19 protein-coding genes are annotated in these 22,928 nt (G+C 45.9%); 5 read left to right on the top strand and 14 right to left on the bottom strand.

The window, feature by feature from the left end; genetic code table 11:
* Window positions 1-53: 53 nt before the first annotated feature.
* The 3 genes from ACMQ5W_RS10530 to ACMQ5W_RS10520 all read left to right on the top strand — a co-directional run bounded on the left by ACMQ5W_RS10530 (window position 54) and on the right by ACMQ5W_RS10520 (window position 3,385).
* A complete protein-coding gene (locus tag ACMQ5W_RS10530) occupies window positions 54-1,814 on the top strand; it encodes a sigma-54 interaction domain-containing protein (RefSeq protein ID WP_419025151.1) in 1,761 nt (586 codons plus the stop codon).
* A 275-nt stretch (window positions 1,815-2,089) separates the two neighbouring features.
* A complete protein-coding gene (locus tag ACMQ5W_RS10525) occupies window positions 2,090-3,019 on the top strand; it encodes a transposase (RefSeq protein WP_419025150.1) in 930 nt (309 codons plus the stop codon).
* 54 nt (window positions 3,020-3,073) lie between these two features.
* Complete coding sequence (locus tag ACMQ5W_RS10520) at window positions 3,074-3,385, top strand: hypothetical protein (protein WP_419025149.1); 312 nt, start codon at window positions 3,074-3,076, stop codon at window positions 3,383-3,385.
* 237 nt (window positions 3,386-3,622) lie between these two features.
* Here the strand turns inward: ACMQ5W_RS10520 and ACMQ5W_RS10515 are convergent, their stop codons facing one another.
* Window positions 3,623-4,927 carry a D-serine ammonia-lyase gene (locus ACMQ5W_RS10515; RefSeq protein ID WP_419025148.1) on the bottom strand — a complete coding sequence of 435 codons (1,305 nt, stop codon included), beginning with the start codon at window positions 4,925-4,927 and terminating at the stop codon, window positions 3,623-3,625.
* Between the two features lie 302 nt (window positions 4,928-5,229).
* Here ACMQ5W_RS10515 and ACMQ5W_RS10510 point away from each other — a divergent pair, with 302 nt between their 5' ends.
* Entirely contained in the window at window positions 5,230-5,466 is a 237-nt protein-coding gene (locus ACMQ5W_RS10510) for a hypothetical protein (RefSeq protein WP_419025147.1), read from the top strand.
* A gap of 34 nt (window positions 5,467-5,500) precedes the next feature.
* Here the strand turns inward: ACMQ5W_RS10510 and ACMQ5W_RS10505 are convergent, their stop codons facing one another.
* The 4 genes from ACMQ5W_RS10505 to ACMQ5W_RS10490 are packed head-to-tail and all read right to left on the bottom strand — an operon-like array spanning window position 5,501 to window position 14,404.
* Entirely contained in the window at window positions 5,501-6,550 is a 1,050-nt protein-coding gene (locus tag ACMQ5W_RS10505) for a flavodoxin family protein (protein WP_419025146.1), read from the bottom strand.
* Between the two features lie 21 nt (window positions 6,551-6,571).
* Window positions 6,572-7,543 carry a lactate/malate family dehydrogenase gene (locus ACMQ5W_RS10500; protein WP_419025145.1) on the bottom strand — a complete coding sequence of 324 codons (972 nt, stop codon included), beginning with the start codon at window positions 7,541-7,543 and terminating at the stop codon, window positions 6,572-6,574.
* 9 nt (window positions 7,544-7,552) lie between these two features.
* On the bottom strand, window positions 7,553-12,307 hold the full coding sequence (locus ACMQ5W_RS10495; protein WP_419025144.1) for a hypothetical protein: 4,755 nt from the start codon (window positions 12,305-12,307) through the stop codon (window positions 7,553-7,555).
* Window positions 12,308-12,322: 15 nt separating this feature from the next.
* Complete coding sequence (locus ACMQ5W_RS10490; protein WP_148492254.1) at window positions 12,323-14,404, bottom strand: sigma-54 interaction domain-containing protein; 2,082 nt, start codon at window positions 14,402-14,404, stop codon at window positions 12,323-12,325.
* Window positions 14,405-14,688: 284 nt separating this feature from the next.
* Between ACMQ5W_RS10490 and ACMQ5W_RS10485 the strand changes: the two genes are divergently transcribed.
* Window positions 14,689-16,230: a Na+/H+ antiporter NhaC family protein gene (locus ACMQ5W_RS10485; RefSeq protein ID WP_419025143.1), complete on the top strand. Its 1,542-nt coding sequence runs from the start codon at window positions 14,689-14,691 to the stop codon at window positions 16,228-16,230.
* 25 nt (window positions 16,231-16,255) lie between these two features.
* Here ACMQ5W_RS10485 and ACMQ5W_RS10480 read toward each other — a convergent pair whose 3' ends face one another.
* From ACMQ5W_RS10480 to ACMQ5W_RS10440, 9 genes are all read right to left on the bottom strand, one after another.
* The gene (locus ACMQ5W_RS10480; RefSeq protein ID WP_419025142.1) at window positions 16,256-17,347 is read right to left on the bottom strand and encodes an Mbeg1-like protein; all 1,092 of its coding nucleotides are present in this window, start codon (window positions 17,345-17,347) and stop codon (window positions 16,256-16,258) included.
* 15 nt (window positions 17,348-17,362) lie between these two features.
* Window positions 17,363-17,860 carry a hypothetical protein gene (locus tag ACMQ5W_RS10475; RefSeq protein ID WP_419025141.1) on the bottom strand — a complete coding sequence of 166 codons (498 nt, stop codon included), beginning with the start codon at window positions 17,858-17,860 and terminating at the stop codon, window positions 17,363-17,365.
* The gene (locus ACMQ5W_RS10470) at window positions 17,857-18,150 is read right to left on the bottom strand and encodes a hypothetical protein (RefSeq protein WP_419025140.1); all 294 of its coding nucleotides are present in this window, start codon (window positions 18,148-18,150) and stop codon (window positions 17,857-17,859) included. The genes ACMQ5W_RS10475 and ACMQ5W_RS10470 overlap by 4 nt, the downstream gene beginning before the upstream one ends.
* 51 nt (window positions 18,151-18,201) lie before the next feature.
* Window positions 18,202-18,537, bottom strand: a complete 336-nt coding sequence (locus ACMQ5W_RS10465) for a hypothetical protein (RefSeq protein ID WP_419025139.1) — start codon at window positions 18,535-18,537, stop codon at window positions 18,202-18,204.
* A gap of 154 nt (window positions 18,538-18,691) precedes the next feature.
* Entirely contained in the window at window positions 18,692-19,351 is a 660-nt protein-coding gene (gene phoU / locus ACMQ5W_RS10460) for a phosphate signaling complex protein PhoU (RefSeq protein ID WP_148492250.1), read from the bottom strand.
* Window positions 19,351-20,100: a phosphate ABC transporter ATP-binding protein PstB gene (gene pstB / locus ACMQ5W_RS10455; RefSeq protein WP_148492249.1), complete on the bottom strand. Its 750-nt coding sequence runs from the start codon at window positions 20,098-20,100 to the stop codon at window positions 19,351-19,353. The genes phoU and pstB overlap by 1 nt, the downstream gene beginning before the upstream one ends.
* Window positions 20,101-20,112: 12 nt before the next feature.
* A complete protein-coding gene (gene pstA, locus ACMQ5W_RS10450; protein ID WP_419025138.1) occupies window positions 20,113-20,946 on the bottom strand; it encodes a phosphate ABC transporter permease PstA in 834 nt (277 codons plus the stop codon).
* A complete protein-coding gene (pstC, locus tag ACMQ5W_RS10445) occupies window positions 20,943-21,887 on the bottom strand; it encodes a phosphate ABC transporter permease subunit PstC (protein ID WP_419025137.1) in 945 nt (314 codons plus the stop codon). The genes pstA and pstC overlap by 4 nt, the downstream gene beginning before the upstream one ends.
* Window positions 21,887-22,771 (bottom strand): substrate-binding domain-containing protein, encoded by an 885-nt coding sequence (locus tag ACMQ5W_RS10440; RefSeq protein WP_148492247.1) that lies wholly within the window; start codon window positions 22,769-22,771, stop codon window positions 21,887-21,889. Before ACMQ5W_RS10440 ends, pstC begins: the two co-directional genes overlap by 1 nt.
* Window positions 22,772-22,928: the final 157 nt, after the last annotated feature.

The following is a 22,928-nucleotide window of genomic DNA, read 5'->3' as shown; positions in this document are numbered from 1 at the left end:
ATTTAGCTAACCGGCGTTTAAGTTCTGTAAAGAGAAAAGGGTGAGTTATACTTATGAAAATAGAATTGTTTATCGAACGCATTGCAAAGAATGTAGTGACAGCAGTAAGTGAAATGTATCCTGATGTGGAGGTTGTAATCGTCGACCCTAGCGGCAAGCTGATTGGAACTACCGAAAAATATAACCAGGCCAAAAATAATCGAGCGTATACTCCTTATATTGAAGAACTGCTTCGCAGTGACACTCCAATGATTATTGATAATCCACGAGACAATCCGCTTTGTCAAGGTTGTCCGAACATTTCAACGTGCTACCAGACTCTTGAAATCTCCATTCCGATTCACATAGAGAATAACTGGAACGGATATCTCAGCATGATTGTATTTTCAGAAACCAGCAAAAAGTTTTACCTTGAAAGAACAAACCAAGTGATCACATTTCTGCAAACCATCCTCGATCTGATGATTAATGCTGGAAATTCAGAGACTGCCAGTATAAAATATCAGCATATTACCAATATGATGAATATTATGTTCCAGCATTTAGACTGTATTGCATTCAGTTGTAATCGAAATGGCGATATACAGATATGCAATGACGCTTTCTATGAATTCTTCGGGTTAGATTCCGCTCACGAACCGCCTAATATATATCACTTTCTGACTGGGGACAGCGCCCTTTTGAGCGTACTTGATAATAGCGTAACTTTTAATCATGAAGAATTACCTGTCGTCGTTAATGACAAAATGAATCGCATGATTGTCAGCAGCAAAGTGATTGATGACAATCAAAATGATATGACAGAATTTCTATTTTTTTTGAGAACCCTCGATGGTGTCCGACAGTACATCGCGTCAGATACGCCCCAGGAGAATGCTTTGGACTGTATCTTAGGAAAAAGCCTTACGACTGCAGAACTAAAATCTAAAATCCGTCAATTTGCCGCCAGTACATCTACCGTACTCATCCGCGGAGAGACCGGCACTGGAAAAGAACTGATTGCACGAAGCCTGCACGGTTTGAGCCCCCGCAATAAGCAGCCCTTCATAACGATCAATTGTGCCGCGATACCAGATACCCTCTTAGAAAGTGAACTCTTTGGCTACGAAAAAGGCACTTTCACTGGTGCAAGTAAAGGAGGAAAAGCCGGGCTTTTTGAGATTGCCAACGGTGGAACTATCTTTCTCGATGAAATAGGGGATATGCCTCTCCATCTGCAGGCTAAATTACTTCGAGTGCTGCAGGAACACAAAGTCATTCGGCTTGGAGGCTACCATCCCACGAATCTGGATATTCGAATTATCGCTGCAACGAATCAGGATCTTGAAAAACTCGTAGATGAGAACAAATTCAGATCTGACTTATATTATCGACTCAATATCCTGCCTATAAAAGTGCTTCCGCTTCGAGAAAGAATGGCAGATTTTGACGACCTTGTATTTCATTTCATTGTAAAATACAATGATAAACTGAATAAGCATATTATTGGCATCGATAAAGCCTTTCTTCAGATTCTGAAGAATTACTCCTGGCCGGGAAATGTCCGTGAACTTGAGAATACTATTGAGTATGCCGTTAACATTGCGGAAGCATCCTATTTGGGAGTAGAATCCTGTCCGGCAGGAATCATCAATGAAAACTCTGCTCATCCACAGCTTACCTTAAAAGAACAGCTGAAGTTTGAGGAATCCCGAATCATTCAGGAGTATCTGGATCAATATGGCTCACAAAATAACAGTATTGCAGAAATTGCCAAGCTTCTCGGTATATCTCGCGCCTCCCTGTATGGAAAAATTAAAGAGTATAAATTATGAGAATAGTACTTAACTAAGGTTCAGTAAAATAGGCAGTTATCCTGTCTCCACATGTTAACTTCTTATTTTCTGCATTAAAAAACAGAGCGTGTATTTCCATCAATGTCATTAAGTTAAGCTGAATGGGACATTGTTCGGCCCACCAAATGAATGAGGAACAGAGTGTACAAAGCGTATGCTCTGTTTTTTATGTATTTATTCATAGAATATTTCGTAGACCACTTGACAATTGAGGTCATATGCGGCGCAGCCCTTAGAAGAAGGAGGTACCAGCCATGAGCAACAAAGATGATTATGTCAAAAGAACACTTCTTGAAACGATTCATTCCATGTCAGAGAACAAAGAGGGGTTCGTCAGAAGGCCCGGAAAGGATTTTGCCCGTCATCGGGTCCTGGATTTCATCACCATGATAAAATGCATCCTGTCTTTCGGCTGCAATACGCTTGCGACTGAAATCCAGAATCTCATTGGATTCCAGCAATTCCCAGCCGTTTCCGCATTTGTCCAGCAGCGGGACAAGGTATTATCGGAGGCCTTCCGGCATCTGATGCTGGAATCCAATGAGAAAATGAATGCACCCCCAAAGCTGTTCCACGGATACCGTCTCCTGGCAGTAGACGGCTCCGACCTTACGCTGCCATATAATCCAAAAGAACCGGGGAACATCCGGACGCAGGACCGCTGCAGCTTCCTGCACCTGAACACAATTTATGATGTCTGCAGCAGGCTGTACCTTGACGCCTCGTTCTTTGCGGGGAGCAACGGCGGCGAGGTCGCCGCCGTTGGCATGGTGGAAGGCCTGTCAGAAAAATACCCGGTCATCCTTCTTGCAGACCGCGGTTATGAAAGCTACAATCTTTTTGCCCATATCGAGGAAAGGCTGTTCGACTATGTGGTCCGGATCAAGGATTCCGTAAGTGCCGGCATCCTTTCCGGCATCGCCCTGCCGGAAGAGGGGGAATTTGATATCACCAGGGACCTTGTCATTACCAGCAAGTCAACAGGACCGGCTGCAGTGAACAGGAAGAAGTACAAGTATCTCTCGAAAGACGCCCGTTTCGATTTCATTGAAAATTCAAAGGCGCCGGATTATGAAATCCAGATCCGCTTCGTGAGGTTCAAACTGGAAGGCGGAGAATATGAAGTCCTGGCAGCCAGCCTGTCCGCGGATGAGTTTCCTGCAGACGGCCTGAAAGGGATCTAGCGCCTCAGATGGGATATTGAAACCAGCTGCCGCCTGAGCAAATGGGGGCTGGGCATGGTAAGCTTCCACTCAAAGAAAGCAGAGAATATTAAGCAGGAAGTTTATGCGGATTTGATCATGTACAATTTCACGATGTATATCTGTGCGGATATTGAGGTGGAACCCGGGAAAAAGCATCCCCGCCAGATCAATTACACACAGGCCATGAAAATATGCCTGCGCTTTTTCAAAGAAAGTGAAACTGCGCAGACATTCGATGTTGAGGTTCTGATACTAAAGTTCCTGTTGCCCATTAGGGCCGGCCGATCCTGCCAGAGAAAAGCCGTCAGCGAAAGTGTCATAACCTTTAATTACAGATTATCATAAAGGGACAGATACTGCAAAGGAAACCCGCCGTTCTCACAGTGGAAACGGCTTCTTTGCATGAAAAAAAACAGAGCATACGTTTTGTACACTCTGCTCCTCATTCATTTGGTGGACCGGCCAATATCTCACTTTGCTTAACTTAATGACATTGGTATTTCCATACGCTCTGTTTTTAATGTTAAAGACCCTTACCGACAAATTTCAATCTTCGGTGCGTTAGGTCTAATTTTGATTTTTTTATTTTCCCATACTGTAATATGCTTTCATCTCTTCTTCCGGCACCATGTTTCCGCCAGTAGCCCAGAGGATATGTGTAGCATTTTTCAGCTTATCTTTTAAATTATTTTTGATCAGATATCCCTCTGCTGACAGTACATGTCCAGGGCCGGTGAAACTTGCACAAGCCGATGGCTCAATGAAAAGATCCTCTGTATCGGCCAGCTTTGCCAGGAAGGTATAGAGTTCTTCATCGTTGATTGTGAAGCAGCCGTCGAGCAGCGTTTCCATCACGCTTCCAACCAATCTGGATGGTCTTGACACTGCAAGTCCGTCCGCTGCCGTCTTTCCGTCCAGTCCAACGTCGGTAACTGCAATCTGATCGTGGAGCCCCGTCAACATGCCCAGGGTCATACACGGTGCATGCGTAGGTTCTGCGAAAAAGATGTGGATATTCTCTCCAAATACCTGTTTCAATCCAAAGGCAACGCCGCCCGGCGCACCTCCGACGCCACAGGGAATATATACGAATACAGGATTGTCTGCATCACAGACGATCATCTGTCTCTTAAACTGCTCTGCGATCCGTCTTGCAGCTACTGAGTACCCCAGGAACAAGTCACTAGAACCTTCATCATCCACAAAGTGGCACATTGGATCCTGTTCTGCACCCTTTCGGCCTTCAGCTACAGCTTTCTGATAATCATCCTGATATTCGACAACGGTGACCCCTCTCTGTCTCAAAAGATCTTTTTTCCACTGTCTTGCATCAGCCGACATATGTACTGTAACCTTAAATCCCAGTTTGGCGCTGATGATTCCAATGCTGAGGCCCAAATTGCCAGTAGAACCTACGGCAACGCTGTACTCGCTGAAGACCTTTTTAAACTTCTCTTCTGTCAGAATAGAATAATCATCTGACTCAGTCAGCATCCCATGGTCCATGGCAATCTTCTCCGCCAGTTTGAGAACCTCATAGATTCCTCCCCGCGCTTTGATTGAACCAGAAACGGCCAGATGGCTGTCGCATTTTAAAAAAAGTCTTCCCGGTATCTCTTTGTCAAAAGTTTCTTCCAGGACTTTCTTCATCCTATTGATTTCTACAAGTGGTGATTCAATGATACCATCTGTACTCTCCGTCTCCAGAAAGGCCTTCTTGATATAGGGTGCAAATCTGGCAAGACGTTTCTCTGCCTCCTCAATGTCACCCATGTCAAAAGGCAGTTCCGCTTCCTGACCAACTTTTTCGTTGAGCCAGAAAACTTCCTCACAGTTCATCATATTTTGTATCATAGGATGTTCTACAATCAATTTATCAATGTCCATACGTACTCTCCCTTCTCCATCGCTAAAGAGTCTTTTTCCATTATACACTAAAACATCAGAAAAAAAAAGTTTCATTTGTGGGAAACCGGTTCACTTTTTGACCCATTTTTGGTTCAACTTTTTATAAAATTCACGGTTACCCGTCCGATTCCTTGCAATCACGCAAAAAACGCATCGTTGAAACCCCTTGCAAATCCAAGGAATTAAATTTTTTCCTAAATATTACCTATATATTTCATAAAATTGGCATGATTTATGCTTTATCTATAGGCAAATAGAAAAATGTGTCGGAGGTAATAAAAATGAGTAAAGAAGTAATGTTAAAGAGAGCTTTCAGTCAGGCCAGCGCAAACGGCGCAGTACGTTTTGTAGACAGAGATGTGGATTTTGCCGTCATCAGAAATTTTATGGTTCAGTACGCTAAGAAAAATGACGTCGAGATTTCTGAAAATGAAATTGAGAGATTCATCAACAACCAGATGAGAAAAATGAACGAAAACATCAAAGACTTCACATATCAGACAAAGATGATGAACTAATATAAAAGACCGCTGTCAGCGGTCTTTTTTCGTTCTAGGCTCTTATCTTTCTGGCAAAAGCGCCTGCTTTTTCATCAAGCCCTTCCACCTCTAAAATGCTGCCGGGATCGTTGGCCGTCTCCACCATGGCAAATTTGGCCGGCAGGATAAAATTCTTATTAAAGTTCATAGCGCTGATGATCTGTTCAGCTACGATGTCTCCCCCACTGTAACCTGATACAACCAGAGCAAAGATTTTTTTCTTTGAAAAGTCGTGGGTTCTGAAAACAGCCGTCAGCCTGTTGATAAAGGCCGTAATATTGGCGCTGACAGCATCGTTGTAATTGGGGCAGATCATAACCAAACAGTCGCATTCAATGATAGCTGGGTACACCTGTTCTACCATGATCCCGCCATAGAAGCAGCCGCCTCTTTCGCCAAAATGCATGCATTCCTCATATTTACAGCCTCTGCAGTCAAGCATCTGGCCGTTGCGCAGAGAAATCTCTGTGACCTCTATGGAAGCATCCAGCTGGTTCTTTATCTTTTCCCAGAGTAAAAGGCTGTTAGACGTCTTTCGGCTGCTGGCGTGAACGGCAAGGACTTTGGGATGGCGTATTTTGAGCATTTCAAAGTCCAGCAGACGCTTTATAAGGCGTTCTGTCAATCTCTGGTAGGTGTCCAGGAGATCTGTCTCCAGCACTTTACTCATGGTCTTGAAGTTGTAGAGGGAGCCTGTGGCTTCTACCAGTGGTCTTCCAATAAAGGCGCATCCTGCCGCATTGGCCGAAAAAACCAATCTGCGGGCAAGGCTTTTGGTAAAAAGCTCTCCGCTTCCATCGACGATGACCGCACCACAGCAGCCGGTCAGACAGCCCGATTCCCTCCTGAAATATTCCAAAATCCTGTAATATTCCAGATTGATTCCTGCCTCTGAGAGACAGACGGCAAAGAGAATCTTTCTGCCGCGGAGATCACAGGCCTCGATTTCTTTGGCTGTGAGCAGATATTCTGTCTCAATACCTGCAAGCGCATTTGAGAGAATCTGGTCCATTCTGTTTTCCCTATGAAATTCATTGCAAAAGGGTTTGATCACAGTTAGCATTTCTATCGCCTCTTTTATTATTTACTTTAACGCACACAAGTTTTCATATGCACGCCTGATACGCCCATAAAGTTCCTCACAGAGGAGAATATCTTCATATTCTGGCCCTCCTCCCCGCATTCTATTCTTCATGCCCAGAAAAGCGCCCTCCTCTTCATTGCCAAGATAGAGGGAACTGTAATGCCACTCTCCCCGCAGTGTCAGCAGAATAGAAATCGCGGCAGAAGACAGGGCAGGTGCAATATATGGTTTGAAACCCAGCTCCCGTACCCGCATGTTGGCTCCTACAGTCAGGGCGGTCAGCTCTCTTGACAGTCGGTCGTCATAGGCAGTCACACTGTCAGCGATGACCAAATCTTCTCCGTGAGGTCCAAAGGCTCGGCCTTCACAGGCGTAATGGCGCAGCCGCTGATCCTTCTCGGCAAAATACAACGCGCGGGTGTTCATGACACCCAGGCCGTATCCCTGCACCTGCGACGGTCGTAAGCCAGCGCTGCTCAAAAAAGCTCTGCACAGTGGATCCACCGGATCACTGACCACGCAGATCAACCCGGCAAAGGCACTTTCTCTCGCCAGTTTCCCATAATGATCGATAATCTCCCGGTTGGCAGCAAGCTGTGCCATTCTCACATCGCCCTCTGCACCGATGGGCGGCACCCCTTTGCTGGCGCAGAAGACCAGGACATCACAGTCAAAGAGCGCTTCTTCCCTGACCATTTTCACCTCTGGAAGCTGCTCTCCAGAGAAAGGATATCTGATCTGATTGATTTCCTGCTCGCAACGAACCATATTTGGTTCATGAATATCACAGATGCCTATAGAAGAAATGACATCGCCGCCCAGCAATCGCAGACCAATCAGAACAGTCGTGCCTACATCGCCTAAGGCTAACAGATTGACTCTGTTTTTTTCTCGTAAATTTATTGGACAGTCATCGAGAGGAAGTCTGCCCTGAATCCCCGCATCCTTTAATAAGTCTTCAATTCTTTTCATTTTTTTCCTCTAGCGTTTATATCGTAACCTGATTAGTTTCTCTATATCGTTTTCCACATATACAGACGGTGCCAGATTTTCATCGTAACTGATGCCTTCTCCCACGTCAGGTCTTCTCGGATAGGTAATCACTTCGCCCAATCGCTTCAGTGTCAGCTTCTTCTCAAAAGTAGCCTGGTACTCTTTTTCTAATACCTGCAGAATTTCTCGCGCATTTTCCAGACAGATTCGAGAGTATTCAAAAACTGCGTCAGCATCTCCATCTCGGATAAATACCGGAGAGGTATATGGCAGAACCAGATTCATAGATACGTCGGCATCCTTGTCAATGCTGTCGCCGCCGATAAATGGATAACAATCTCTCTCGTTCAGCCATACTTTTAAAGTCGGCAGAAAATATGCGCTTTCTACGCTCCGGTTTCTCACCGTCATCAGATCTCTGGCATTGCCGGTGAGAACGCCGACGATGATTTCTTTCACCGCAACATCGTTTTCTTTCAAAATCGGATCCAGAATATTCATTCTGTGCCCTTTGTGCAGCAAATCATCGATGAGGATAATCGGCCGGTCAAAGGATTTAATCGTCCGCGCCTGGTTCTCTAAAATGGCATGATGCTTCGATTCACCGATAGTAAAATGTTTGAGATCACTGGAAAAATATTTCTCTGTATGCAGCGCCTTGGTCACCGTATTAGGTACTACCACCTCAGCCAATGCCTTGCCGAAAGGTACCGACATGTAGGGGCCTCTCTTGCTGCTGACGGTCTCTGCCGAGACCTGATTCAGCGCTGCCACCTTGTTGATAATCTTGTGATGCATCGCACCGGTATGAAAGGACAACACCAGCTGTCCGGGGTAAATATCCGTCAACACCCGCAGCAGCCTGCTGTGCGCTTCATCGATGACCCGCAGAACTTCCGTGTTTTTGTTCAGCGGATTCTTGATCACCGTTTCCACATCCCGGAAAATGACAATCGGTGATTTCATATCCACAGCATAGATGGGCTCTGCACCTGGTTCTGCAATATTCACAAAACCCTGTTTGCGCAAGACATCCAAAATCCTCTGGTTCATGCCGGCTCTGTCCACCGGATGATAGACCACATAAGCAAAATCCCGCGCTAACAGTTCTGTCAGAATCTCCGTCAGCATAATCTGACTGACGTTGGAAATGGTGCGGTTTTTCCCTGAAAAGAAAGCACCGATGACAGCGATACCGCCTGCGGCTTGTTCCCTCACATGAGCTGCGATGGAAGGATCCGCGAACTCCTCTAGCAGCTGGCTGGTTTCCACTCTGTGAGCGGCGGCAAAGGCGGCCATCTTCTTTGTGCGCACGCCGCTTTCAATATAGATGGTACGTACGCCGGACCGTTCTAAATACGCAGTCAGACGATTCAAGTGGTAGCCTCTATGGATGAGTTCTTCTTTGACAGGCGCAAGACAATCTGCACCCCGCTCTTCATAAGTGCTGATACGAATTTCTTTTGCCTGCAGAACATGTTTATAGGCAGGCTCTCTCAAATACAGATTTCTATCATAAATATAGTTTTGGGCCACGATGTCAATCAGGTTGGAAATGTCCCGATTGAGATCGATGTTTTCTCTGATACGCGTTGAACTGATATCTTCATAATATTTCTTTAGCGTCAGGTTGATCACTTCCCCGGTAATGGGATATCGCTTTTCCTCGCTTCTGCCTTTTCCCTGTTCGTTAGATTCCCTGGCAAAGGCGATGTGATTCAGGGAGTGAATCGAATCCTGCGCCGGCGGTGCTTTATAGCAGGATGCATTTTTGATGACATCGGTGCCCACCGCAATGTACAGTTCTTTTCCAGCAAAAGTTTCTTTCAGGCGTTTGATATCTGCCGGGTTTGCGATATTGACCGGAATGTCCTCGGGAAAGATAAAAATATTGTCTTCATCCGCTACGGACATGGTCATAATCTTGCGGCGCTGCAGTCTTGGCTGAGTATTTTTTGACCAGGAAAATTCGTCCAAAGCCAGGAAGACCTCAAAGCCCATATTCCGAATGGTAGTGGCTACCGCCTTGTGTCCCAAACTGAACGGGTCGAAGGTTCCCGGGAAAAATGCAGCCCTTCTCACTGGCGGAAAATCGAACTTGCCTGCCTCAGCCTGATGCTCGCAGATATAACGGTAAATATGGTTCAATACCGCCGCATCGTTGTAGAAGTCCAATTCACCCTCTTTTTTCTCATAAAGCAGCGTCATGATCTTCTTGTAGCAATGCTGGAAAATTTCTGTCTTTTCTGCCAACGTCAGCACCGTCCCGCCAAAGATACGAATCCCCAGAGTCCAAAACGCCTCCTGTGAACAGAGGTTGTTGTAGCCAGCAAAGGCTTTGATCATCAAGTTCAGCAGCCGAAATCTGCGGTTTTCTCGAACATCTGTCGGTTCCATGAATTTTCCCTTGTAGATGCCGTAGTTTTCTACCATCACGCCTAGGGTGTTGATAACAGAGGAAGCTGCTTTCTCGTTACCAGTCTCCAGAATCTTCTGCAGTTCGTCGATAGACTCATCCAACTCCTTCGGCGGCAGGTAGAGCATGATGATGCCCAGGTAATCAGGAATATACTTAGAGAACTGATAGTCTCCGATTTCCAGCCCGTTAAACAATTCCACCGTCAGTTCATTTCTCTGCTCCAGAGGCATCTTGCCGATAATAGACAGCAGTCCTTCTCCTGCCGCTTTTCTTACGGTAATCGTCTCACTGACCTTGACCAGATTTGCCAGATGTGTGGCCACATGGAGTGTCCTTCCTCTGTCGGCTGTGCTCTCCACATGCTTCAGCATGAAAGAGATGTTGGCTACTTTTTGAATCCACGGCGTACCCGTCTTCAGATCGTCCAAAAACATAGCAGCCAGGTTTTCGTCAAAGGCTTCCCCATCCTCCGGAATATCCATGACTCTCCTGATATCCCTCTCATACCACTCTTCTCCGTACTCATCGAAATAATGGCGGGCAGCCTTCAGCACCGCGATATCCACACTTTTGCTGTAAACGCCATATACCTCTTTCAAAAATAACTTCAGCTGTAAAATAAAACCAGGTGTACAGATTTCTCGCTCTATGACCAGCCCTGCATCCAGCAGCACCATGATCGTTCCTTCCTCATAATCGTTCAAGGCGTAAAACTTCTGCAGAACGTCAAAGTAATTGTGACGACAGGACAGTTTACAATGGCAAAGCAGCGCTTTGCAAAAGCTATCCAAGGTGTTTGATATCCATTTTTTATGCTGATCGGTCAGCTTGTAATCGGGGAAGATGATCAGGCGCAGGTATTTTTCCCAAAGAGTCAGGTTGTTCACCAGCCTGTCGGGCAAAGTGATATCTGTCGGCACCTCTTTCTTATATTCCTCGCTGAACCCGGCGATCATCCTGCCCATGATCTCTGCCGCCTGGCTTCTGATATCACTCTCCTTGTGAGCCAGCAGTTCATAGAGAAATTTCAGCGTCAGCAGCTTCTGCTTTTCCGTCATATAGGTGGAGTATTCGCCAAAAATGCTCACGTAGGTGCGCAGGTTCTTCCACTGCCGCTCGCTTCTGGCCGCTTCGATGAGGCTGCCGAATTCACTTTCCACGTGAAAACGGCTCATGAGGCGAATATTATGGTCGATGGCGCTGAACTTCAACTGATCTACCAGCTCTTCACCGTGGAGCAACACGATTTGCCGCTTTGCCGCCTTGGGCTCTTCACTCACAGTTTCTCTGCAGTCAGCCGGCAGCTGCGTCACGACACCACGCTCTTTCATGTAATTCTCAAAATCCTTCAGCTTGTCGTAAACCTTTTGATATCGCAGCCGCTTGGCTTCGTCTACGTTGTCCAGTTTACTCAAGATTACATCGAAAGCTTGATCCAGGCTGTAAAAGTGGACGATTTCTTCACCGTGCGCATTTCGGCTGCTTTTGACTCTGAAATCAGCGTAAATCAAAAGCAATGATTCGACTGACAGATTTTCCAGTTCCAAATCCCAGGTAGAGTGGTTCGCTGCGATATGTCCGATGGTGGGCATTTCAAAACGGTTGTAGCATAAATCCGTATAATAATAATGTAAGTAAGGGATCCTTTTCTCTTCACTTTTCCGGCATCCGTACTTTCCAATGTCGTGGCCAGCCGCCGCCCCTGAGATCAAACCTAAATCTACGGGCACTTTCGTGCGCGCAAGCTGCCGGCCGGCAAACATGGCTACATAATGAACGCCGCCGATGTGGCCCAGGGTATTAAATGGAGTGATATCCACGCCGATACGCATGAATTCATAGACATACTTGTTATGTATCAGCCTGCGCAGCTTACTGTACTCCGATGTGTATCCATTTTCCTCGATTTCATGATCTGAGAGAAGGCGCATCTCTTTGGTTGGATCGAAAGGCAGGGTTTTATTCTCATAGGAAAAGACCGCTCGCAGAAGCTGGAGCAGAAAGACCCTGCCCCGCTGATACTCCTCCAAACCTTCTGGTTCTCCCATTTCCGGAAACAGCTGGCTGAGCACATATTTATAACAGTGATTTAACCAACCGTCCTCCGGCTCATGCTCCAGTTCGTCGATACAGTTCACTGCCGCTGTCAATACGTGCTGAGAGGAAAAGCGTCCCTGCTGGCCTGCCAAGTCAGAAAGTTCTTCTGCCAAATCAATCCAACGAGCCTCCAGAAGGCAGGCCTCCATTTCCTTCCGCTTCATTCCCAGCTCTTTCAAAAAAGACTTGTCCAGGAACGTCGTCTTTATTTCATTATAAATTTTCAAATGATTCTTCATATCTTATAACCCGTGTTTTAATTTCTTTCTGGCGAAGGTCGTCTGTGGCAGTCCCAAGAGGTCCGCCGCTTTCCTCGTCGTGCCTTCTTTCTTCAGCGCATATTCGATAATCTGCTTTTCCTGCTGCTCCATCAGCTGGTGAAAATCCATGTGCTCGCTTCGGTTAAAGTTCTTCTTCACGCTGACGATCATATCGCCATAAGCATTTTCATTTAATATATCGTCCACCTCTTCACCTGCGATAATCACATCTTTGCAGCTGATAACCAGCCTGTGAATGACATTTTCCAGTTCCCTCACGTTGCCTGGCCAATAATAGTCGTAAAGGGCGCTGAGTGCTTCTGGTGAGAGTTCTCTTTCTATTTTATACTTTTTCGTCCAGTTTGAAACAAAGCTCTGCGCGAGGCAGAGGATGTCGTCCTTACGGTCTCGCAGAGGCGGCACGTCGATTTTGCAGATGTTCAGCCTGTAATACAAGTCTTCCCTGAACTTTCCTTTGTCCACCAAATCTTTCAGTGGAACATTGTTTGCCACGATGACCCTGACGTTGACCGAAATCTGTCTGGTACCACCCACACGGTAAAACTGACTTTCCTGCAAAACTCGCAGCAGTTTGGACTGCATATTCATAGACAGGGTGCCGATCTCATCGAGAAAGAGGATGCCGTTGTTTGCCATCTCAAAGTACCCCGGCTTGCCGCTGGCCTGAGCTCCCGTAAAAGCACCAGCCTCGTAGCCGAAAAACTCTGATTCAGCCAGGCTCTCTGCAATGGTTGCACAGTTGATTTTGATACACGGATTGCCGTGACGCTCGCTGTTTTGATGAATCAGAGAAAGGACCTTCTCCTTTCCGACACCGGTTTCGCCCTGAATAATGACATTGCAGTCGTATTTTGCTACATTCATCACTTCGTCTATCATGCTCTTCGTCACCTGGCTTTGATACACGAAATCGTCTTCTTTGCCAGCACTTGTAATCATGATGCTTTTGGCCCGATTTCGGGTCAGCTTGTTCTTCCTTTTCTTACTCTCATAGAGTCGGTTAATCTCATCCAGCTTCATCTGAATGTTTTTTACAATTCTGATGGTAAAATCCGGATAATCTTTGATGTACTGGTCAAAGGCATACATGGTCATAATCTTACCCATGGACTCCGCCACAATCTGCGCCTCAGCATAGTGGTTTTCCACCGCGGTGAAATAGAGGTCGCCAAAGGGCTTCACCATCATGACAGCCAGGGTTTCTGCACCAAAGATATCCTCTGCGATGATGACTTGGTCCGCCTCTCCCACTAGTGGGTTTTTTCCTATCATTGAGCGATAGGATTTGATCGGTTCTGTCAAATCTACGAAGTAGGTTTCTTTGATCAAAGGGTACATCACTGTTTCAATTTCTTCCTGGGTCAAACTCTCTTTGGCATATTTGTCCATGACCGCAATCACATTGTACACCGGACCGATGGCTTCTCTCACCGCTGCAGAGTACATCATCGTGGTATAGACGTTTCGTCCGATGATGACGATATTTTTATTTTGATGCTCTGTAGCGATGTTGTAAGCGCCAAAGAGGGTCCCTGCCTCGTCAATGGCTGCCAGGGTGTAATCCGGCCGCAGGCCTTTTTCTAATTTATAGACAGGGGACGCCTCGAAGAGGATGGCGTAACCCTGGCAGGTAATCTGTCCATAGTTGTAGTCGATTTCCTGAATACTCTCAATATGGAGTGGCAGACAGCTCAAGGAGGTGATGCAGTAGATACGGTCTCCCACTGCGAGGCCGTTCTCTGACACCAAGTCCTCCGCCTCTTCCTCAATGGTTCCAATCAAAACCCCGCCTGTGCCGGTAAAGGGGTTGTGCAGCTTCCCCCTCTTCTCCACCAGGTCCATGATCTTGGCTTTGATTTTGTCTTCGTCAAAACCGCAGCTGCTGACTATCTGCTGAAAATTGTCCCATTCCAGATGAATCCGCTCTAGACTAATTCTTGCCTCTTTTGAGTGGAGATTTCGATCATTATCTATCTTCCAAGCCGTAGCCGGAGTCAATCCTTTCGGTTCTAACACACGATCCAGGCCATAATTCTTATCCATTTTTATCACTCCTAAACTTGTTTTCCTCGTCTGCTCTCTTTCATGCTATTCCAATTGCCCACAAAAGTCAACTCTTTTGACCCGTTTTTGGTACAAATATCAGAAAAATATTCCATATATGGGTCACACTTACCATAAGGAAAAAGTATTACCTGTCAGTAACCCCAATATTTCCCCCTTTTTCGATTGTTAAATATTTTTCAATCTTGGCACGGTACTTGCTCTATTATTATATGGATTTTTTTCCACATTCATCAATTAATTAAGTAAAAAGGAGAAAGAGAATGAAATTCTTAAAAGCCGCAATCAAGTTCGTGCCAGTTGTCATACTCGCAGGCTTGATGATCGCAGGGCAGGATGCACTACTTGCAGCACCTATCGCAGCTGTTGCAGCAGTCATCATTGCCAAAGTCACAGAAGGACTCAATTTTAAAGATTGTATCGACGCAGCGACAAAAAGCGTCGGAAACATCACAGTTGCTCTATTTATCCTAATGTTCGCATATGCCATGGCCAGTGCGTTCATGTCCACCGGAGTAGGCGCGTCCGTAGTAAACATCGCCCTCTCACTGGGAATCTCAGCGAAGACCACCGCAGTCGTAGGTCTCGTCGTAACCGCAATTTTATCCGTAGCAACTGGTACATCATGGGGTACTTTCGCCGCCTGTGCACCGATTTTCTTATGGCTGGTACACATCGTAGACCCGAACTGCATCGAAACAGGCAGTCTGCTTCTCACCACTTGCGCTATCGCAGGAGGAGCATGTTTTGGCGACAATATCGGACTGATTTCTGATACGACCATCGTTTCCTCTGGTATTCAGGGAGTTGAAGTCGTAGACAGAATCAGAACCCAAGGCGTCTGGTCCGTCATGTGTCTCGTTTTAGCTGCTATCGCCTTCTTTGTAGCTGGCATCGTAATGGGACTGCCTGGAGAATCTGTTGCCGCATCTGGCGTAATGGATTCCGTTCCGCAGAGCGCACTGGACTATCTGGCAGAAGAGAAGCCGGAAGCCATCGACCTGCTCAACCAGGTACAGAACGGCGTTGCACTCTATATGATTATTCCACTGATTCTGGTTATCGGACTGGCTATCAGCGGCGTAAACACATTTGCCTGCATCGGTTCCGGTATCGTTTCCGCTTACATCTTGGGATTATTTGCAGGAACAACATCACTGCACCCAATTCTTACCGACGCAGAAAACGTCACTACAGGCTTACAGGGCTATCTGAACATGTGTATGGCAGGCTTTGCTGACGCTGGTTCCTGGGTTGTCGTCATGATGATGTGGGTTGCAGCTTTCGGCGGCATCATGGGCAGAATGAAAGCCTTCGAGCCACTGTCCAACTTCATCGTCAAAATCTCCCACAACGTAAGACAGCTGATGACCTGCAACGGTATCCTCTGTCTGGCTGGCAACGCCATTCTTTCTGACGAAATGGCACAGATTGTAACAGTGGGACCGATTATCAAAGAAATCACCGAAGAAAATGTAGAGGCAGAAACAGAAGAGGATATGTACAAGCTGAAGCTGAGAAACGCAACATTTGGAGACGCCATGGGCGTATTTGGTTCACAGTTGATTCCTTGGCACGTATACTTGGGATTCTATGTCGGTATCGCTATTAACGTATACCCGCTGTATGAATTCGCTAACACCGATTTCATCAAATTCAATTTTATGGCAATGATCGCCGTATTATCCATGTTGATTCTTACATTTACAGGCGCTGACAGGCTAGTTCCGATGTTCGGACTGCCAAGAGAGCCAAAGGTAAGACTGAAGAAAAAGACAAAGCAAGAAGCAGAAGACGTAGCATAAATAGCAAGACGGATGATTGAATTAATCATCCGTCTTTTGTATTGTTATCTAGCATCAAAGTCAGCGACTTCTTTGCTGATTTTTTTAAAATCGACAATCCTTCCAACATGACGGCTCTCGTCGGTTCGTCAGTGGACACCAGGGTTTTCAGAATTGTCACCGCATTTTTTCCCGTCCAAAGCTCCCGCAGAGTTTTGGCATCACATTTGTCAAACAGTGCGAAGACGCCATTGATAAAGGCCTCTCTTTTTTCGGAACTCATATCAGATAGCCATTGTTTCAGCGTAGAATCGATGAATTGACTGCTGCCTGTGGTCTTTGATTCCGTTACAAATCCAGCGCCTTCTATTTCCCAAGAATAGAGGTCGTGCTGAAAAATCCCGATGCTCTTGCTATGTACGATAGTAAAAGCCTCCTCATGTGCAAGGAGCATGCCCACAATGGAAGATTGCGGCAGATAAGTCCGCGTGCGTGCGCTGATTCGTCTGACACCTTCGTAATGAATGTTCTTCTCATTAAATCCCGGTCCGTCAAAGTTTCGAACTTCCAGAATTCTGTTCTGAATCTCCTCTGGACAGAAGGCAGCAGAATAGACCGCCAGGTTTCCGCCTTTAGAATGCCCGCAGATACGGATAGGACTGTCTTCTATCTGCCTTGCTGCCGCTGCAATATATTCTGCAGCATCCTGCTGCGCTGGCACATTTTCAGCAAAGCCCATATTAAAGTCTTCTTTCCATCCGATAATCGTGCTGTCAGTTCCACGGTATACGATGGTCATAGATTCATCTGGCAGCAATACCGTAACTGCCGAGAACTGCTCCTGTTCATCATCATCATAAATATCTACGTGGCCCAGCAGTTTCAGATTCTGAAATCGCGGGCACTTACGCAGCTCCTGCAGAAGTGCCGTATCCTCCTTGGAAGCCAGGTTCTGCCTCATGACTGTCTCTGCCATCTTGTCAAGGCGCATCGGTTCTTCCGAGAAAGAAGCCGGCACGATGCCAGCCATTTTGATGTAAGCCACTCTGCAGAGCACTAGGTAGTCCACATCGCAGAGGGGAATCTTCTCAAGGGGCAGATCACCTCTCCACTTGAGATAGTCCATAATATTCGTCATTACTAACTCCTGCGTTTATGAAATCTCTTTTTCAAAGTCTTCTATCGATCCCGCTTTCGCCGCAAGTTTGATCCAGGATCCCAAGACTGTCAGATCTCTCTGCGCAACAATGCGCAGCCTAAGGTCATGTGATATTTCGCCAAGTTCTCCTAACAAGTCAAAGAGAACTTCAATTTTTCCCTCTGCTCTTCCTTCTTTCCTGCCAATCTCGAAACCATCCTGCTTGGATATTTCCCTTGCTTCTTCTTCCGTCAGTTGTTCAAACAACATGCTGATAACCTCCGTTCCGTATTTCTTCAAAAATTCAGCCAGGATGTTTTCAGCGATGCACTGTTCCAAAATCTCCTTCATCACCAGGTCGGTGAGCGGTTCATTCTCAGCTCTCTCCCTGACGGTGCTTACAAACTGGCTGTACTCTTTGAGTGTCCTGCATCTCTGCAGCACCTTCGGATTTCTCCCGTTATTAATAACATAGGAAATATCGTCCAAAGGACGTATTTCCGTATGTTTCAAAGAACGTACCTTGCAAAGCGTCGCCCCCTTGCGGGCGACATCAGTGCATAGGAGCATCGCTCCGTTATGCATTCGTTATTTATATTGTACTCTTCTACAGTCAGTTGTAAACTAGTTTCTTCATCTTCTCCCATAAAATTGTCCGAAAGGTTGATCGTCCAGAAGTCAGGCATCTCTTTGGTGCCGTTATACAGCACGATGAATCGAGGTCTTGGAATCTTGATGGCGGCTTCCCTATAAAAATCCCTGTTGGAAACCATCCTCTGTATCATGGTGGCAAAATAAATCAAATCGCGGATAGCCAGATTTTCGTTTAAAGTGGATTGCCTTTTCGCCCCAGGCTATGCCTGGCTAGGCGAAACGGACAGCGTAAGGAGCGATAGCGACTGGAGGAGTGAGCGAAGCGAACGTTGGTGTTCAATCAGTACGATAAAAGTGCCATCGATGGTAAAGGCGATATCGTTTTTCATGGTTTTGAACAGCACCTCCTCTATGGTCGTGAAGTCTAGCGGTGTCTCTGGACCATATGTCGTACCAAAAAGGGCGTTATAAAGCTCGATGAGTTTTTCTTTGTCGTTGAACAGCATACGAAATACGCTGTCCTTATAGGTTCGTTTCATGGCAGTATTGGATTTTACATTTTTCCCTCCAGCTTTCTTCTTTCTTTTCTTCATCATTGTTTCCCTCCATTGTATACAGGCAGCAGCATTCCCACAATGTCAGTTTACAATTTTTGCCACATCGCGTCTATGAGGGCTTTCCGACATTTTTCGACAAAAAAACAAGCCGCATTGTCAAAGTTCCTTTCACAAAAGCGGCTCGCTCTCTGCTTTACTGATTTCTCAGTTCTTCGCTGAGATGTTCCCCTGTAATAGAAAACTCCACCCACTCGGCGATGTTGACCGCATGGTCTCCAATTCTCTCCAGGTACTTGGCGATCATCAAGAGATCCAGGCAGAATTCAGGGCATACCTGCCCCCCTCGAATCAAGTCGATGATATCTCGCTTCACTTCGTCAAAATGATCGTCTACCACATCGTCGTCCTTCATCACTTTATGGGCCAGCTTCAAATCTTTATCGACAAATGACTTAATAGATTCGGTCACCATCTGGGAAGCGGCCTGAGCCATATGTTTCAGATGGGTGTGATTCTTTGCGTCCTGTCCTTCGATGTATCCTGCGATTTCCGCAATATCAGAAGCCTGGTCGCCGATACGCTCCATATCAGAAATCATTTTCAAGGCAGAGGAAATTGTCCGCAGATCCTTCGCCACCGGCTGCTGCTGTAAAAGCAGTTTCAGACACATGGATTCGATTTCTCTCTCTTTCTCATCGATTTCGCTGTCCGTGTCTGTAACCAGATTCAGAAGTTCGTCGTTGTCATCCAAAAGCCCCTTGATGACATTGGAAATCGCAAGTTCACATAAGCTGCCCATTTTGATCAGTTCTACATTGAGCAGTGCAAGCTGCTCGTCAAATCTGTTTCTCATCAGCCAAACCTCCCGGTAATATATTCTTCTGTCTTCTTGTTCGATGGAACAGAGAAGAGTTTTTCTGTTTTATCATACTCGATCACTTCACCTAAGAGGAAAAACGCTGTGTTATCCGAAACACGCAGAGCCTGCTGCATGTTGTGGGTCACCATGATAATCGTATAGCGATCCCTAAGCTCCAGCGCCAAATCTTCTATCTTTGCCGTGGAAATCGGATCCAGTGCACTGGTAGGTTCATCCATCAAAAGGACCTCCGGGTTCACAGCCAAGGCTCTTGCGATACAAAGTCTCTGCTGCTGCCCGCCGGAAAGACCGAGAGCGCTCTTTTTCAGCCTGTCTTTCAATTCATCCCAAATCGCTGCATTCTTGAGAGAGGTTTCTACGATTTCATCCAATTCTGCTTTATTTCTTACGCCATGTGTTCTCGGACCGTAAGCGACATTGTCGTAGACACTCATCGGGAACGGATTCGGCTTTTGAAAAACCATGCCGACACGTTTTCTCAGATTGTTGACATCCATATCACCATAGATGTTTTCCCCATCCAGGCGAACGTCACCTTCTATCCTGCAGCCTTCTACCAAATCGTTCATGCGATTCAAAGTTTTAAGCAGTGTGGATTTTCCACAGCCAGAAGGTCCGATAAAGGCTGTCACCTCATTGGACGGCAAGTTCAGATTGATATTCTTCAGTCCCTGAAAATCACCGTAATACAGATTCAATTGATTGATTGTAAATTTATCCATTTAAATTCCCTTCTATTGTTTTGTTACTTTTCTCGCTATCAAACCAGATATAGCATTGATGATGATAACTACAAGGAGCAGGACGACAGCCGTCGCATAAGCCTGATTCGTGAAGAGTCCCTCTGAGAGGAGTGCGTACATGTGCACTGAGAGGGTTCTTCCCGAGGAGAAGAGACTCGATGCAACGCCTGTAACCGTACCTGCCGTATATATCAAAGCCGCTGTCTCACCTACAATTCTGCCAATTCCCAGTATGACTCCTGAGAGGATACCAGGAACGGCTGACGGCAGAACAATTCGAAAGACAGTTCTCAGCTTTCCCGCACCCAATCCAAAGCTGCCTTCTCTAAATGAATCCGGCACAGCTTTTAGCGCTTCTTCTGTTGTTCTCATAATCAGCGGCAGAATCATGATGGCCAATGTAAGCGTACCAGCCATGATGGAGTAACTCCATTCAAGCGCGACAACAAACATCAGGTAACCAAAGAGGCCATATACGATAGAGGGAATTCCAGATAGCGTTTCCGTCGTCAGTCTGATTAAATTGACCAGTTTATTTCCTCTTTTCGCATATTCCACCAGATAAATTGCCGAGAAGATGCCGAAAGGCACGGCAATCAGCAAGGCAATGGCTGTCACTGACAGTGTATTGATAATGGCCGGCATCATAGATACGTTATCTGTCGTATAGGTCCATTCGAACATAGCCATATTTAAATTCGGTATGCCTTTGATCAGAATATAGCCGACAACAGCAATCAGCACAAAAACTGTGATAGCCGCGGACAGATCCACGATAATCCGCAAAAAGAGGGACAGCGGCTGCCCTTTGTAACGTTTTATCATTGCTTTTCCCTCCTGTTATTGATAATAGAAAACAGCAGATTGATGATCAATATGAATACGAACAAAACGACTGCTGTTGCAATCAGCGCTTCTCTGTGCATCCCAGAGGCGTAACCCATCTCCAAGACGATATTCGTCGTCATGGTTCTGGCTCCGCTGAGAATACTCTCTGGTATCATCGCCTGATTGCCGATAATCATGGATACCGCCAAAGTTTCACCGATGGCACGGCCGACACCTAAAACCACAGCTGCCATAATGCCCGACTTAGCAGCAGGCAGAATGGTGAAGAAAATGCTTCTCTCATGGGTTGCTCCCAACGCCAGAGCGCCTTCATAATAGCTTTCAGGCACTGCTCTGATAGAGCTTTCTGATACGCTGATGATTGTCGGCAGGATCATGATACCCAGCAGGATCGAAGCGGTGAGAATGCCTTTACCTGTACCGCCAAAGAGATCCTGCATCAACGGCACGATGACCACCAACCCAAAGAATCCGTAGACGATGGAGGGAATTCCCGCTAACAGATCGACCGACGGTTTCATCATTTTATATAATTTTGGCGGACAAAACTTAGCCATATAGGTGGCACAGAGAATTCCGACGGGAACGCCGATGATGATAGCGCCTGCAGTCACATAGATACTTCCGATAATCATCGGCAAAATGCCATATGTATCGTTCAGCGGTTTCCATACTGTTCCAGTTAAGAATTCAATGACACCGATCTTTCCTATAGCCGGAACGCCGTTGCCAAACATAAAAACGCAGATCAAAATGACTGCGATGATGGAAGCACATGCAGCTAGTAAAAATACCAGCTGCATTGCTTTTTCATGGAGACCTAACCCCATCTTCTTTGAAGATGGATGGTAGGTCCCATACTGAAATTCCCCGGCTTCAGCCGGCTTGGAATTTTTCTGTTTTAACCTTCTGTTCATTATTTTACTTCTGACCACTTAGTGATCTCTCCAGTGTAGATTTTCAATACGGAATCTGACGCGATTTCGTCTAATGCGTTCTCAAGATTTACAATCACTGCAATGCCGTCTAATGCGATTGCCTTTGCATCAACGCCGGCAGCAGTTTCATCGTCTGTCAAAGCTCTTGAGGCCATTCCGATATCGCTAACCCCTTTTGTCGCGTCCGTAACACCTGTCGTTGAGTCGGACTGCTGCACGCTGATTTCCACGTCTTTGTTGATCTTCTGGTATTCTTCAGCCAGTTTTTGCATCAGTGGAGTTACTGATGAAGAACCGCTGATCTTCACTTCGCCCTTTACACTTTTTCCTTTAAATGCGCCTGTATTCTCCTGGCTGACATAACCTTCCTCTTCAACAATCGCCTGACCTTCTTCACTCATGATATAGTTAATGAAGTCTTTTGCTGCATCGCTGGCATCCTTCTTTGTTACGATGTTGAACGGTCTGGATACTTTATAATCTCCACTCTTCACATTATCCAGTGTAGCTTCTACGCCGTCAACTTTCAAAGCTTTTACAGAATCGTCTAACGAACCCAGAGAAATATATCCGATCGCATCTGTATCTCCGGCGATGGTCTGCATCATAACTGATGTACTGTTTGTAATTTCTGCAGAATCAATGGTGTGGTCCATTTTCTCACCGTTCTCATCCTTCTGCTCAATACCGAAAAGTTCGATAAATGCCCCCCTTGTGCCGGAACCTTCTTCTCTTGAAGTTACATGGATGTTTTTGTCACTAGCCTCGGCGCCTTCACCCTCATCGCTTCCGCATGCTGTAAATAAACTTCCCAGCAATACCATTGCCAAACAAACTGCCAAAATCTTCTTTAACTTTTTCATTTCTTTCTTCTCCTTTTGATATATTTTAATTATTAGTTTTTCTTGATTACGAAAATAGTATACCGAATCTATGTAAAGAGTGTAATCATGATTTTGTTAAAGATATGTAAAGTCATACGACAAAATCCAGCCAAATCACAGATTTGAGGATTTTCAG

The sequence above is a fragment of the Emergencia sp. genome (assembly GCF_048465375.1).
Classification (GTDB): domain Bacteria; phylum Bacillota; class Clostridia; order Peptostreptococcales; family Anaerovoracaceae; genus Senimuribacter.
The sequence above is the reverse complement of the archived record's forward strand: the minus strand, read 5'-3'. Positions and strand labels throughout refer to the sequence as shown.